Annotated in this window: 7 protein-coding genes; 1 reads left to right on the forward strand and 6 read right to left on the reverse strand. The window is 62.4% G+C overall.

What is annotated here, in order from left to right; all coding sequences use genetic code 11:
• Window positions 1-257 precede the first annotated feature (257 nt).
• Window positions 258-2,123 carry an adenylate/guanylate cyclase domain-containing protein gene (locus V1283_RS10915; RefSeq protein WP_334386482.1) on the forward strand — a complete coding sequence of 622 codons (1,866 nt, stop codon included), beginning with the start codon at window positions 258-260 and terminating at the stop codon, window positions 2,121-2,123.
• 378 nt (window positions 2,124-2,501) lie between these two features.
• On the opposite strand, the gene V1283_RS10920 is transcribed toward V1283_RS10915, so the two are convergent.
• The 6 genes from V1283_RS10920 to V1283_RS10945 form a co-directional block, all read right to left on the reverse strand.
• A complete protein-coding gene (locus tag V1283_RS10920) occupies window positions 2,502-8,498 on the reverse strand; it encodes a DUF3320 domain-containing protein (protein ID WP_334386483.1) in 5,997 nt (1,998 codons plus the stop codon).
• 877 nt (window positions 8,499-9,375) lie between these two features.
• Window positions 9,376-10,758 carry a hypothetical protein gene (locus V1283_RS10925; protein WP_334386484.1) on the reverse strand — a complete coding sequence of 461 codons (1,383 nt, stop codon included), beginning with the start codon at window positions 10,756-10,758 and terminating at the stop codon, window positions 9,376-9,378.
• Between the two features lie 7 nt (window positions 10,759-10,765).
• On the reverse strand, window positions 10,766-11,284 hold the full coding sequence (locus tag V1283_RS10930; RefSeq protein ID WP_334386485.1) for a hypothetical protein: 519 nt from the start codon (window positions 11,282-11,284) through the stop codon (window positions 10,766-10,768).
• A complete protein-coding gene (locus tag V1283_RS10935; RefSeq protein WP_334386487.1) occupies window positions 11,232-11,705 on the reverse strand; it encodes a DUF7665 family protein in 474 nt (157 codons plus the stop codon). The genes V1283_RS10930 and V1283_RS10935 overlap by 53 nt, the downstream gene beginning before the upstream one ends.
• An 11-nt stretch (window positions 11,706-11,716) precedes the next feature.
• On the reverse strand, window positions 11,717-12,208 hold the full coding sequence (locus V1283_RS10940; protein ID WP_334386488.1) for a hypothetical protein: 492 nt from the start codon (window positions 12,206-12,208) through the stop codon (window positions 11,717-11,719).
• 110 nt (window positions 12,209-12,318) lie between these two features.
• A complete protein-coding gene (locus V1283_RS10945; RefSeq protein WP_334386489.1) occupies window positions 12,319-15,747 on the reverse strand; it encodes an ATP-dependent helicase in 3,429 nt (1,142 codons plus the stop codon).

The raw sequence follows: 15,747 nt of genomic DNA on the forward strand, positions 1-15,747 counted from the left end.
TCCTAAAGTGTGACGACGCGCCCTTTCCGGGCCGGCTCAAGGCTGCCCGGCCATACGGGAACCCGCAGGGAAACTCAGGATCATCCATATGAGCGGAGTGCCGCTGCCTGCGCGCCGCCGGACGGGTCTCAATATTCACGCATATATGAGCTGTGTTGATAACCGCATGCGGATTGGAAGGTTTAATCTCAAGCCGGCGGCGCGTTAAATGTGCGCAATGCCAGTTTGTGCCTGGCCCCTGTACAGGGAAACCGTTGATGGAACGCAAGCTCGCCGCGATCATGGCCGCCGACATCGTCGGCTACAGCCTGATGATGGCCGAAAACGAGGCCTCCACCTATAAAGAGCTGCGCACAGTCTTCGATAATTTGATCGAACCCACAGTCGCGCGGCATGGCGGACGCATCTTCAAGATGACCGGGGACGGGTTTCTGGCGATGTTTCCAAGCGTCAACGAAGCCGTTGATGCGGCCGCTGCTATCCAGCAAGGGTTCGACAACGCCCCGTTTGAGCTGCGCATAGGCATCAACCTCGGTGATGTCATCGAGGATAATGGCGATATGTACGGCGACGGCGTTAATGTCGCCACACGGCTTGAGGCGATGGCCGACCCCGGTAGCATCTTTGTCAGCGGCGCTGTCGTCATGGCCGCAGACCGCAATCGCGGCGAGGTGTTCGCGCGTGTGGGCCGCAGGCGCGCCAAAAACATTCCCGAGCTTCTTAATGTCTACCGGGTACGGCGCGCGCAATCCTCGTGGTCTCGCTGGCCGAAAGTCCCGCGCGTTCTACGCGGTACCGCTGCGCGCTGGTCGTATGGCGTCGCCGCCGTAGCCCTTGTCCTCATCGGCACCCAAATCCAACCGCTTTCCCTGGCGGCGATGGTCAGCCGGCTCCCGGCCGCGCTGTCTTTCGACCAGACCCGCGCCGACCCGCGGCCGTCAGTTGCGGTCATGCCCTTTGCGACCATGAGCGGCGACCAGTCGTACTTTGCAGACGGACTGACCGAGGATGTGACCACGGCGCTTGCAAGGAATTCCGAGCTTCAGATCATCGCGCGCGACTCCACATATGCCGTGCGCGGGCAGGAAAGCGATGTGCGCAAGCTCGGGGTAAAGCTGGGCGTTTCCTACGTGGTGGAAGGCAGCGCGCGCCGCGAGGGGGACCGGCTTCGCGTCTCGGCGCAGCTGATCGACGTGAAATCGGGCGCGCACCTTTGGTCGCGCAGCTTCGACAGGCAGGTTGCCGACGTCTTCACCGTACAAAGCGAGCTGACCACGGAAATCGTCGCCCAGCTCGCGCCGTATATCGGCCGAAGTGAAGCCACCGCTGCCGCGCAACGTCCGACCGACAACCTTCAGGCTTACGATCTTGTCCTGCGGGCTCGTCATCGATACCGGCATGGCGCCCAGGATGCGGAAGCACTTATGGAGGCACGCGGCATATATCAGCGCGCGCTGGAAATGGACCCGGCCTATGCCGCCGCCCGTGCGGGCTTGGCCCTCACTTACATCGCGGATGTGGCCAGGAGGTCGAATGGTCGGGCAACAGCGCATGAGCTGGAACTAGGTCTTAGCGAAGCGCGCCAGGCTGTGCGCCTCGATCCCAATCTCTCGCTCGGCTATCAGGTGATCAGCTTCGGGCTCGCGGTGCAGGGCGATTATGCAGGCGGCCTGCAGGCCGCCAAGCGCGCCGTCGAACTGAATCCCAATGACCCGGATAGCATGATGGCATTGGCAAAAGCGCAAGTCCGTTTCGGGGACTACGCGGACGCCGTTGCCAATGCTGAGCGGGCACGTCGCCTTCATCCCATGGCGCCGGAATATTACGCCTATGTGCATGGCCAGGCTCTTTACGCCGCTGATCGTCGCGATGAGTCGGCTACCGTGATCGCCGAATGCCTTGTAAGGGCGCCGCGCGATGCCAACTGCCTGCTAATCCAAGCTGCGCTGCAAGGGGGGCGCGGTGATATAGAAGCGGCGCAGCTGACGATGGCAAACTTGGTAGGGGCCCAACCGACATTTTCGTTAGAGTCAGAGCGCTCTTATCGCCGGTTTGGCAACAAGCCGCTCATGGATCAGTTCCTAAAGGACCTGACGCGGGCGAAGGCACCGAAGACTGCGTAATAGGATTTTTTGTAGCTTAAATTCAATGTGATAGCTGTTCTCAGTTTCATCTCGTCCGGCGCGCCATTCAATCAAGCACTTACGAAAGCTCACCGTTTGAGAGCGAGAGATTAAAACGGTTTTTCAAACGGTGGATTTTTTTGGCTATTCTATTTTAGCTGTTCTTATGTGCCGGCCCGGGTAGAGGAAAGTCTCCATCGCTAGAGACTTAGTTAGAGGTGACTGCCACCAGACGGCGGCAGTCGATTCTGCGTACTGATAGGATTTCTAGCAAATTTTGTCCCCCCGAAGCCGGAGGCTACCGGATCAACGCGGCTTGATCGGCCTGCGAGGGGACCGACGACTAAAACGAGGTAACTGGGCGGCGTCGGCTCTTTGTCATTTTTGATCAGCCACTATGGCCGCCTCGAAGCGCTGACGCGTCGAGATCGCGAGCCGGCCTAGTCTGAAGTGCTCCTGCATGCCGCGGATTAGGTCTTCGTCCTCCTCGAGGCCCTGGGCACGAAGGACATCGGCAAGGCCCGCCAATTCGGGCAGCGGCACGTCGCCGTGCTCACGGTCGCCGCCACCACGGTAGGTCGACTTGGCGCCAGGCGCGGTGTTTTGCGGCCAGACGATCTCTCGATCACCGTCCCGGCTTATGGAAAAGCGACCTCGTCCAAGGGCCGCCCGGATGATCCGCTGTACGGTTTCGCCCGAACGCTGGAAGCCGTGGGCACGAGCGATGCGGTCGATCAAAATGTCGAAATAGATCGGTCCCTCGATTTCGACCACATGGTCAATCATATTGCGGAGATTGCTGCGGTAGGCAATGTCGTAGAAGCGCTCGCGGTCGGGCGCGGCGACCGTGCTCGGGTCCGCCTTCGTGTACGTGCCCGGCATCCCGGCAGTGTCCGCTGCCGCCGGCGTCGGTCCGCGCGCGTAAACCCTCGGCGCCTCAGCAGGTTCGCGGTCGTTCGCCGGATGAAGGGGAAGCTGCTGTGGGTGTTGCGACTTGTGCTCCATTCTGTGAGTCGAGTCCGGCGGCGGCTGGTTGGAAGGTATAACCTCCACCTCTTCCGGCGCATCTTCGACGCTGACTACGGTCTTCTCCTCGCATATCGACGCGTCAGTTTCGATGGCCTCTTCCCGGGAGGTGGCCGACGGCCGTGACGCGCGGTCCGCTTCGAGATCGGCAGTCAAGCGCGTGTGGATCTTTTCTGCTGCCGACGAGGCGTCCATCCACCACTCGGTGCTCCAGATGCGCCGGATACGCCAGCCGAGGCTGGTCAGGACCATCTCGCGCAGCCGGTCGCGATCGCGGGCGGTCGCAGAGCGGTGATAGGTGGCGCCGTCGCATTCGACGCCGGCGAGATAGCGGCCAGGAAAGTCTGGATGTACAACGCCGAGGTCGATCCGGAAGAACGACACGCCTACTTGGGGGTGAACTTCCCACCCTCGCTTCTGAAGCGCGCCCATCACTGCATCCTCAAAGGGTGACTCTGTCTCGCGACCCGTGGGCGAGAAGGCCTCTGCGATGGCGCGCGCGCCGTGCTCGGCGAATTCAAGGAAGTGCTTGAAGTCGACGACGCCTTTGGCGCCGGTGCGCCCCAAGTCTATCTGCTCGGGACGGAGTGTCGCGAACACCAGAAGCTCGCTGCGCGCACGCGTGACCGCAACGTTGAGCCGTCGGTGGCCGCCCTCACTATTGAGCGAGGAGATCTGTGCGGTAATGCGGCCGGTCTTGTCGGGCCCGACAGCCACCGAAAAGATGATGACGTCGCGTTCGTCGCCCTGAACGTTCTCTATATTCTTAACTAGAATTGGCTCACGGGTCTGGTTTCGGTCGAAATGAGGCTCCAGGGCCGGATCGCTGCGTCGCGCCTGGTCGAGCATGTTCTCGATCAGCCGCTGCTGGTCGCCGTTGAAGGTGACAACGCCGATCGATTTGGTCGACGTCTTCAGGCGTCGGACAACCTCCGCGACGACCGCCTCGGCCTCCTTCCGGTTTACCTTGGCACCCCCGCGTTCGTAGACGCCGCCCTCGACGTGGACGTAACGAACAGCGGTGTCCCGAGTCACGGGTGAGGGAAAGGTCATCAGCTCGCCGCGGTAGTATTTCGCGTTCGAAAACGCGATCAGGCTCTCGTGGCGGCTGCGGTAGTGCCACGACAGTCGCATGCTCGGGATATTCGAGGCGAGGCATTCGTCGAGGATGCTCTGCTGGCTCTGCACCGTCGAACCGTCGTCATCCTCGTCGTCGACGCCCCGCTGGCCGACGCTGGTCGGCGGAAGCTGTTCCGGATCGCCCACGACGATCACTTGGCTGCCGCGCGCGATGGCGCCGATGGCGTCCCAGACGGGGATTTGTGAAGCCTCGTCGAAGATCACGACGTCGAACGGTTTCGCCTCGGCTGGCAAGTATTGCGCGATCGAAAGCGGGCTCATCATGATGCAAGGCGCAAGCTGGGTCATGACGTTCGGGATCCGCCCAAAGAGTTGACGCAGCGGCATGTGCCTTGCTTTCTTGCTTATCTCGCGCGCCAGCGTGCCCCATTCCGGGTCCTTGCCGAAATTGGTTTGCGTTGGTACCGAGGCGCCGATCCTCGCCTTGACGATCTGCCTAGCGAGTTCGCAAACCTTCTCGTCGGCGGCGACGAAGGCCTCGATGACGGCCTCATGCCTCTCGGCCAGGAAACCGCTCAGCACCTCGTCCTCGTTGACGATGGTCTCTGCCACCCAACGCGCATAGGCGTAGTCGAACGCACCGACGAGTTCGTCGCGCGCAACGCGGCCGTCCTCGACGGCATCCACCAGCGGCGAAAGTCCGGCGGCCCGCGCGGTCTTCGCTGCTGCTCGCCATGTCGCCCATTGCGGCGCCTTAATGATATTGGCCTTCCAGCGCGCCGCCCGCGCCTGCAACCCATCGATCCAGCCGGGCTCCAGCCGAATGATGTCTTCCGGGCGATCGAGGCCGATGCGGGCACCGACATCCTTGGCTGCCTGAAGCATAGCCGGGAAGGTGCGATGCATGGCGTCGAATGCCCTACGCACCTGGCCACCAGAATGGAAACGCGAGACGTCGTGAGCGAGAAGACCAGCGACGTGGGCGGTTATCCGTTCCGCTGGCACGTCGTCGACCTGGAAGGCTTGGACCGCGGTTTGTAGATCCTGAGCCCATTTGATCAGGGCCACGATGCGCGCCGGGTCGCTATCCAGCCCCCGCCACAACGGTTCGATGCCGCGGAAATGCGGCCTGAGTGCTTCCATTCCGCGAAGCAGATCGCAAAGGTCCTGCAGGACGATGAGGTCGCGTCCAATCTCGTCGGGCACCTCGCCGGGGCAGTAGGGCTGCAGATGGAGACGTACCTTCTTCTTACGGCCGCTGCGCATCAGCACATTTGATGCGCAGGCTTCGGTCCAGTCCCGCTGAAGGGCCGATAGGTCGAGAAACGCAGCCTTGAGATCGTATTCGGCCGACAGTTCAGATGCCTTGTCTCGGATGTGGCCGATCACGTCGGCCAAAGCGGTCAGCGCGCGGACACGGTGGGGAGCCTCTTCGTTGAGCAGCAGCACCCCATCTGCTGCATCAGGGTGCAGCATCAGTGCGACGAGCTTGACGAGCTGTAGCAACGAGCTGTCGTCAGCGACCTCGTTCAGTCCAAGGGAAGTGACGAGCGCGTCCGCCGCCTCGCGCATTTGCTGCAGCGTGGCCTGTAGCCGATCAATCGCCTGCTGCAAGGATTGTGCCCAGGCAGGATTCCAGCGGGTCTGCTCGATACCCTGCAACGGATGGACGGATGGGTCGCCGACGGCCTCCAATGCGGTACATATGTCTGCGCAGCTTTCGCGCATCCGGGCGAGCTGCTCCGGCGAATGCACCGTTCCGGCCGGCCACATCAGTTCGATGTCGGCGAGGCGGCCGCGATCCGCGACCACGCGTCCGAAAGCTTCGTAGGCGGTCATACCGTTCGCGCGTCTGCGGTGCAGCGCCAAGACCAGTCTGTTCAGCTGATCGCGCCTCTTTTTCAGGTCGCCGGCGGCGGTCGACCAGTGCTCTTCGGTGACGAGATTGCGCTCGCGCCAAGCGGTCGCGAGTTGCTCCAGCACGTTCGACTTCTGGGCCTTGGTCGAGTGTACCTCGAGACAGTAGTTGCCGAGCCCGATGGCTTGCATGCGCTGCCTCACGACCTCCAGCGCCGCGGTCTTCTGCGAGACGAACAGCACGGTCTTCTGGTGAGCAAGGCAGTTCGTAATGGCATTGGCGATCGTCTGGCTTTTTCCGGTGCCGGGCGGGCCGAACAGCACGTAATCCGCGCCGCGCTGGGCGGCGACGACGGCAGCGATCTGCGAAGAATCGGCCGAGAGCGGCGCGAATAATTCTACTGGGTCGACGATTTCGTCGATGGTTCGTGCGTCGATGAAGCCCGCTCCGGATCCCTCGTAGCTGTGGGTCGGTGTATCGATCAGGTGGCGCACGACGGGATTGCGCTTGAGCAGATCGGAGCGGTCGACGAGGTCCTTCCACATAAGGTACTTGGTGAAGGACAGCGTCGCGAGCGTCACCTGCTCGGTGACCTCCCAGCCCTTGATGCTCTTGATGTGACGGCGGACAGTCTTCCAGATGCCGGCGACGTCGATACCAGAAGCGTCCTGAGGCAGTTCGCCGTCGAACTCCGGCATCGACAGATCGAAATCCTGCTTCAACATCTGCAGGAGCGTCGGATTGAAGCGCGCTTCGTCCTCGTGCAGTGCGAGACGAAAGCCCGAGCGTACGCTCTTGCGCTCGAGCTGTACGGGTATGAGGATCAGGGGCGCTCTGTACGGCCCAGCCCCGTCCTGCGGCACCCATTTCAGGAAGCCGAGACATAGATAGAGGATGTTGGCGCCGCCCTCCTCAAAGGCGAGTCGCGAAGCCCGATAGAGATCGGTCAGCCGGCCCTCCAGCTCGCTGTCAGCGACGTTCGTGTGTAGGTCGCCCCGTTTCATCGCGTCGAGGATGAAGTCCTTGCGCGCGTCCTCGTTCTGCCGATCGGCGAGCAGCGTCGTGTCTCGTCCGTCGCTACCGTCGAGCACGGCGGTTTTGCCCAGCAGCTTGAACCGGTCGCCGTCGGAAAGCCTATCCTCAAGCATCGCGGGATCGGGGCATTCAATCGCGATGGTCGATTTCGAATCCTTGAAATTGAGCAGCCGGTTCTTCAGCGATAGGTCGAGAAGGTTACGCTTCCAGATCTCGAGCCTGTCGAGATTCTTCTCGGTTATCGGTTCGCGACGCTTGTCGAGATCCTCCTCGAAACGCGGGATTTCACCGACTTCCTGCGCGATGGTCATGGTGTCGGTGATGGGCCGGATCGCAGGTTCGGCCGAAACCGATAGGTCGAGAGGACGGATCTTGGCACTTCGCGCACGACGCACGTCGATGGCGAGTTCGAACGGCGAGGCGGCGTCCTCGGCAATCAGTTTCTTGGCCGCTTCGACCGCCTGCTTGAAGCGCGCTGGGTGCGCACCCGTCAGCAGGGTCGTCTCGACCACCACCATTTCTTCCAGCTGCACACGCTTGCGCAACATCTGGGGGTCGTCGACGACGAGCCCGGAGAAGTCCTCGTCCACCAGCCAAATACCGACAAATGCGTGGCCGTCGGTGAGGGCAACGACCGGGTTGAGGCCCGCTTGTTCGAGGCAGGACGCGTACAGCAGCGTCAGATCGAGGCAAGTGCCGACCTTGCGTGAAAGGATATCGCTCGGGCCGCGGACCATCTGGCCCGAGCGCTCGAAGCTTTTCGGCGGCAAGACGTAGGCGATCGAATGTGACACCAGCGCCGCCCAGATCGCGTCGGCCATCTCCCAGGCGCGGGCCTTGGTGCCCTTGCGGTAGCCGTCCATGGCCCCGTCGCGACCGGCGGTGGTAAGTTTGCCGGAGGCTTCGCGCAGAATGACGTCGATGCTGGGATCGGTCGGCCGGACGAAGGCCGCCAGCAGTTCCGGCACTGAATTGACGCCGCCCCAGTGCGAGGGCGGCAGCAGATTGATTTCGACGGCTTGATCGGCGACGACGGTCCCCGTTGCTTCGACCCGGATGCGAAGCTCGCCGCGCCGCGAAGCATTGATGCCGGCGAGAAAGGCAGGATCCAGCTTTAGATCGAGACTGCGGATATGGTGGACAGCTTGGTCCGCGATGCGATCGATGCGCCAAACCCCAGGGGTCAGAAATGGTGGTTCCGACGTGAGGTGGACCGAAATTCCCGTTAGATCGCTGCCCGATGCGTTTTCGACCGCGAGATCGCGGATGATCGGCACCGCATTTTGGTAGAAAGCAACGTTGACGTTATCAGCCGTGGTACACGCAATTCTTACGGTTCCGCTCACCGCGTTCTCTGATTGGATCCGCTCCAGCATGGTTCGCCCTCAGAAAGCTCCGGCAACTCGCGCTCGCCCGACACCTAACGTGCTCGAGAGCATCGCAGGTGAGGTCCGATCATGAGCTGCTTCATCAATGGGAGGAGTCGGATATTTGCCGACTAATCAAATGGATACGGAAAAGAATCCGATTGTATTATGTCGTACGGCGACCGGCCGAATCCCCCACAACAAATGCCCCACTCACTCTTTTGACGGGAGTATAAGTGGATTGCTCGCCCAATTCGAGCATATTCCCTACCTAATCCCTCAGAAAATCGAATATATTCCGGCTTAAGTTGGCACGCCGGGGTCTGATAAGCGAATCAATCAGAATTCCCCCTCCGCGCAATAGCCGGCGCGTATGAGTGGCAAGGCTCTGCCTAGCGAAATCGCAATCGAATTGCCAACAGGGCTGCAGCTCCAGGCTGTTTACCCACTCCACTCAAGTAGGTCCGTAGGCAGTAGCTTATTTCATCGTCCCGCGAGAAGGGCACGTCGAATTGTTGGATCGATCGTGTCATCTTTCGCTGCATGTTCAAGAAATCGATGAAGATCGAGTTGTCCGTTCTGCAAGTTCGATGGTTTCGCCACTAGGCAGCAACTGCGCCCCGCCGGAAGACATCGTTTCGGTGCTTCTTGATATTCTTGCCGTCAGCCCTCTCGCCTAAGCCAAGCGGACTGATAAGCTTTCGAGCAAAACCTAATCAGTGCCAAACTGGATAGATTTTCGCAGAAAGCTTATCAGTTTGACTTTATCTCATCGGCCCATTGCTCCAAGGCGCCTTTCTACAACAAAGTCATCTGTGCATCCGAAACCTTTGCTGAAGGATCCATAGGCAGCAATTCGCGAAACTGCAAGCGTGGACTATCTTGCCTAGATCGGAACATAACCGGGATTGAGGGGACTGAAGTCCTGCTGCGTCAGCACGGTGCTGCGGTATTCTGGCGCCTTGAGGTCGACGTCGACGAGCTCATGCACAGCGCCGCCATGCAGAAGGCGCAGCACCTCGCTCAAGGCGAGCGTCGCGGCGACGGCGCCGACGAACGGCGCGCCGACGGCTTTGCCGGCGAGTAGCGTTACACCACAGCGATCGAGCGCTCCGCTCGCGAGCATGCTCTTGTACGCGGGGCGGTCCTCGACCTGATCGACGGCCTGCGCGCTGCGCCAGATCTGCGACGCCGACCGCGACGCCGGAAGCGTATGCAGGCGGATCGCTCGAAAGTCCCGGTGCCCGCGGCCCAGCCCCGCCTCCACCACGAAGTCGAATCCGACTTGATCGAGTGCCTGGCGTCCGGCGCCGTTGTCGAGCCCGCACAGGGCGACGGCAGGCTCATCGTCCTGGCGCCGGAACGAAGCGTCGAAGAAGCGCTCGTGGATCACGGTCGAAAAGCCCCGGCGCTCGGCCCAAGCCGCCATGGCGCGCGTCTTCTTGATGTTGATGAGCGTGGAGTCGCTCAAGATCGAGGTGCTCTCGGTCGAGGGCGTGATGACGTCGATGTCCTGCAGGATCAGCCTCAAGTCTTGCGGGCGGGCGAAGGGCAGGAGCCCGAGTGCCCAAAGATAGGCCTGGCCAAGATGGCCAAGGCCGATGAGCCACAGCCGCGTGGGCAAGAGCGAGAGCGTCGGCTCGGTGACGGTGGTGCTAAGCCAGTCACACGCGGGCGCAGGATCCCAGAGCGACAGACCCAGAGCACGGCGTCCCGCGATGCCCACGTGGCCGGAGACATAAAGGTGGCCGGAGACATAAAGAAAGGCTTCACTCACGGCGAGCGCGGCGGCGAGCATCGGCGCCAGCGCCATGACGGGCGCCGGCACGGGTGCCGCCTCGGCTGGTGCCGGAACGATCCCGCCGCGCCAGCCGGCGAACACGGTACGCACATGAAACGGCGCGCGCCGCGCGGACGGCGCGCCGCCGATCTCGATCACCGGCGTGGCGACTGCCGGTTCCCCGATGCTGCCGCCAAGTCCCACGATCGCTTCGGCGAGCGTGGCGCCGAACGGAAGAGGGACGGCCAGCGGTGTCTCGGGCAGCGGTGCCACGCTCACGCCGCCCAGAAAGACGCGCCGCGCGAGTACGACGGCGGTCAGGAGGGCTGCTTGGTGATGCCGGTCTCGTGCGGCCTCCTCGCTAATACGCAGCGCAAGGCGATATCCGGCGAAGAGCGCTTCGGCTTCGGCGATGCTTGCGGCGGCGCCGCTGTCGAGCGCTTGCTTGACCAAGCGGTGCAGCTTGTCGGCGGCGGTGAATGCGGTCATGGCGGCCTCACAGTCCGATGTGGAAGAAGATGCGACGGGCGGCGGCCGGCACGGTGTCCCAGCGCTTGCCGCCGAGATAGCGGTAGATGCCGACCGATTCCTGCGGCACCGGCGGCCGCGCGAAATTCGGCAGGATGAATGCGATGTGTCCGGCGCGCGAGATCATCGGGTGATCGCGATCGGAGCTGCTCTGCCCCGCGCCGCCGGGATGCACGTGCACGTCGGCGACGACGCTTATGCCGCGCTGCTTGCAGATGTCCCAGAGCGTCCCGAAAGACCGGCCGTCGAAATGCACGATGCCGGTGTCGAGCGCGTGCGGGTCGAGGTCGTCGTAGAGGATGAAGTCGGTGATGCGGGCGCGGCCGTCCGCGTGGTCGCCCAGCAGGAACGCGCCGCTCTCGCGGGTCGCGTTGCGGCCGCGTTCGCGCAGCCTCGCGCACAGGCGCCGCCACAGAAACCACGAGCAGGAGATCTCATGCCGCGGCGCCCACAGGCGGGCAATAATCTGCGCAATTGAGAAGTTCATGAACAAGCTCCAGGTACTGATTGATGCCGGCGGCGGGTCGCCAGATTTTCGAGGGCAGCTCGTGCCGCCAGTTGTCGTGACCGACGATGCTTTCGCGATCGCAGGGTAGGTAGAGCGCGGTGCCGCCTTTCCAGTCGGGACGGAACACCGTGCTGAGCCGCCCGCCCTTGCTGCGCGGCCAGCGCGCGACGGGCAGGATCGTGTTCTTCTCAGGATCCCACGGTCCGCCGGTCGGCGGTTGCTGCGGGTACCCGGCGCAGTTGAAGCGCAGGACATAGGCGCGGCCGTCGGCCGCGGTGACGGCGATCAGCACGTGCGGCCAGGCGATGCCGACGAGATGCCAGCGGCCTTCCGCCTGCGCGAGGCGGAAGGCGGGCTTTCCGATATCGGCCCGGAAAGCCCGCTCATCCGGGAGACTCATCACGCCGCTCCCTAGCCGTTGACGCGCTCGTTGGGGACGAGGTCGAAGGCGATCTTGCACGCCGGGCAGGACGCGATCGTGCCGAGGTGCGTGCCCGGATCCGGCCGGTCCTTGGTGCCAGCGATCTGCAGCACGTGCTCGCCGGCCTCCTGCGGCGTCATGCCGAACTTGCGCTCGGCTGCCCAGGTCTTGACCCGCGCCACGGTCGTGCCGGGACCGAAGGCATGGTGCACCGTCTCGCCGTTGAAGGTGACGGCAGCCTCCACGTGGCGGCAGCGGTGCAGATGGGCCTTGATGCCGGAGTGGCCGGCGTGGTCGCGGAGCAGGCAGCTCTCATCGACTGGCTCGTCGCGGTCTTCGAGGTAGATCAGGGTCTCCTTGTCGAGACCGTGCTTCTCGATGATCGCGATCTTGATGGCGGCGAAGCTGTGATCCGGGGCGGCTTCGAAATGCGCGATCTCGCGGATTCCCTCACCCTGGTAGAAGATGTCGATTGAAGTCATGTGCAGCACTCCTTGCTGGGATCAGGAGTGCGGCCCCTTTGCCATCTCCGTCCCTTCAAGAGGTGATCGGAAAATGCAGGGGGGACCCGGAAAGGCGGAGCGCGACTTTTTTAAGAAAGGTCGAGCGGCCCCTTCGGCGCCGCTGGGCAAATGAAGAAATGCGGGCAGCGCGGGCAGGTGACCGGATTGATGTCGGTCGGGAAGTTCCCGGCGTTGATTCCGGAGAGCATGCCTTCCGTCTTGTCGCGCCGGTTGCCGAACTTCTCGTCGCTGATCTCGACGAACTCCATGACGCCGTCAGTCAGGTGCAAGGCTTCAACCACGAAGCCGTCTTTGAAGTGCACCTCGCCGGCGAGCCGGTAGAGTGTGTATTCAAGCCCGTCATACTCTTCCTTGGTCCGGTAACCGGTGCGCACACGCCGCAGAACGACCTTGCCGTCGAGCATTTCTGCGCGCTCATTCGGTTCGACCACGACGCGGCCGTTCGGGAAGTCAATCGCAAGCGGTTCCGACTTCTGGAAGCGGCGGCCAGCGCCAGAACGAACCAGCGCGCCGACCAGGCGCGAGGCGAGCTTCCGGTAGTCCCCGGCAAAAGCATGGTCCTTCGGCCCGCGATCCCGCCAGATCGATTCGAAGGCCGCTTCGGCGTCGGCCTCGGCGGGGTCGCCCTCAAGGCGCGCCTGCGACATCCAGCGGATCAGCTCATAAAGACAGTCATGCGTGCGCGCGAAGGCCGTCGCCTTGCGTGCGCCGCCCAGTCCAAGGACGTGCGTGTAGAAGAAGCGGCGCGGGCATTTTTGGTAAAGCTCAAGCCGCCGATCGGAGAGGATCCAATCCGGTCCAAAGGTGATTTCGATGGGCTGTGGCCGCGGGGCATCGGGCGGCAAGGGGACGGTCGGCGGAGAAGCCGTCTCGTGCACCAACCGCAACAACGGCTTCGTCAGAAGCTTGGATGAAGAGCGCTTGTCGCCGTTTGCGTAAAAGCGCGTCTGGTAGAGCCGTAAATACGTGCGCGCGCGCGACATCACCACGAAGAAAAGACATTCTTCTTCCATGGCGTGGGAACGCTTGGCATCATCCGAAACGCTGCCTTCCGCGCCTGCGATGAGCCCAACCGGGGGCGGGCAGCGTTGACCCGTGTAAGAAGTCGGGAAGCTCCGCGTTGCAAGGCCGGGCACGTGGACCGCCTCGAACTCAAGGCCTTTACTGCCGTGCACGGTCATTAGCCGGACCGCATTCATGTGGAGGGCAGGGGCGGGAACTTGGCGCAGGTCGCGCTCTTCTGCGAGCAGCACAAGCTGGCGGACGCGATCAAGGGCGCGCTGAATCGGAAAGCCAAACCCGACCGGGCTGTGATCACGCAGGAAATTCAGGAATTGCCAGACCGCCACGTTGCGCATCCGCGCCGGAACCGCGGTGGCGCCCGCCATGGTGCGACCGATATCGGTGCGATCGAGCAGATAGGCCGTAAGGAAATCCCATGGCTGGCTTTGTGGGACGAGTCCCTTCAAGTCAGCGGTGAGCCGCCGGAAACCGTTGCCGGCCTCCGCTGACAGGCCGGGCAGGTTGGCGAGCTCGTCGACACGCTCCACCGAGCGCTTTCGTTCATCGCGCAAGTGAATAAGAGCCGCGTGAATGTCCTGAAGCGGAATGCCGTAACGCGGCAAGGCTCCTACGCGAACGAGCGCGTCGCCAAACGGGTCCACAGCGAGACTCATCAGCGCCAAGAGGTCGCGTATTTCGTCGCGCTCGAACAGGCTTCCCAAATGCAGAACCGGAATATTGCGTGCCTCAAGAGCGGCGGCGATTTCATTCAGGCGTCGGTTGGAACGGCAAAGAACCGCCTGGTCCCGCAGCCGCACGCCCTTCGTTTCCAATTCTCGGATCGCGGCGGCAATGCCTTCCTCTTCATCTTCATCGCGATCGAACTTGCGCAGATCGAACCCCTCCGGGCCCACGCCGCGATCAGGGGTCAACGCGAGCGCCAGCATGTCTTTGGACGCGCCCATGTCCTTCGCGAAAGCCGTGAACGCATCGATAACCTGTTGGGTCGAGCGGTAGCTGATCCCGAGCTGATCGATGTCGGCTCTTGGAAACAATTCGGCCTTGAAACTCGCCATGTTGACGGAGGAGGCGCCACGAAAGCGGTAGATGGATTGCCGCGCGTCACCCACGACCCACAAGCGCTTACCGTCGCCAGCAATGGCTTTCACCAGGCGCACGCTCGCCCGGTTCACGTCCTGATATTCATCGACGAGAACATGGCGGTGGCGCAACTGAACGGCCGCTTGGATCGCCTTGTTGTTTTCCAGGAGCCGTGTCGGCCCCATGATCAAGTCGCCGAAATCTACGGCCTTATGATCGGCCTTGGCGCGCTCATAACGTTCGTAGACAGCGGCGATCTCAAGACACTTCATCGCGGCGATCTGCTTCTCTTCGTCCTCGCCGGCGTCGTCTTCCATCTTCTTCGCGAGGGCGAGATAGCCTTTGTCGTCGTATAGCTCGTCCTTGGCGCGAGAGATCGCGCTCAAAATCTCTTTCAAGATCAGAGCGGGGTCCCAAAGATTGCGATAATAGACCAGTGGCAGGGTCGGCAGGATTTCTTCCAGGACCGCAATCGCATCGCTGCGATCGAACAGAGCCGGGTCCGGCGGAAGCTTGAACTCCTCATAATGTCGGCGAACGAGATCGAGCCCGAAAGCATGGAATGTGCCGATCCAAATCTTCGGAGCCTTGTCTGGCGCAGCAGCACTAACCCGTTCGGCTAATTCACCGGCGGCACGGTTTGAGAAGGTCAGAACAAGGATGGACGCGGGATCGACACCCTCCTCAAGCAAAGAGAGGATGCGCTTGACCAGTGTCTTCGTTTTGCCCGTTCCCGGACCGGCTTGGAGCTGAAACGGCGTGCCGCGATGTGCCGCCGCGCGATTTTGCGCCGGGTCCGGCCGAGACGGACGGGCCAGGGGGCTGTCGGATTCTTCATCTGTGGGGGGAGGCGGCAGAAGGATCACATCTAGGATTTGCTGACGCACGAGCGGCACCGGCAAATCGAGCTGCTTGGCGATGTCGGACGCGCTCAGGGCTTGGTCGACGAACATCCGCCGCGCGAGCGATCGGGGGAATAGAAACGCTCGCGCAAACACATTGGCCTGCAGCTCCCGGCGCTCGTGCGCGCCGTAGTCCTCAACACGTTGCAGGCCGACCGGCGCGGCTTCCATTGAACGCGAGGGATCCACGTCCTCGGCGCTGCAAGCGACGGACCCGGCATGGATGCATTCATGCCCAATCTCGTGCGCGACAACGAGCGCGCGCTGCGATTCATTGCCAATGTCTTCGGCGAATATCGTACCGCTTTGATCGTCGAAGACGGCGCGCGCGCCTTTGAGCGCGGGATCGCCCGTCGGAAGCCAAGTCAATTCAAGCTTGAGATGCTTGATTGCGGCATTGACCAGCTCCATAGGCTTTCTGGGCGTACCGTCGCCCGCCACCTGATGGTGCAAGTCTTCCGCAGCCTTCCGAATGGGTTCGAACGAATCCAT

The organism is Bradyrhizobium sp. AZCC 2262 (genome assembly GCF_036924535.1).
In the GTDB taxonomy this organism is placed as follows: Bacteria; Pseudomonadota; Alphaproteobacteria; order Rhizobiales; family Xanthobacteraceae; genus Bradyrhizobium.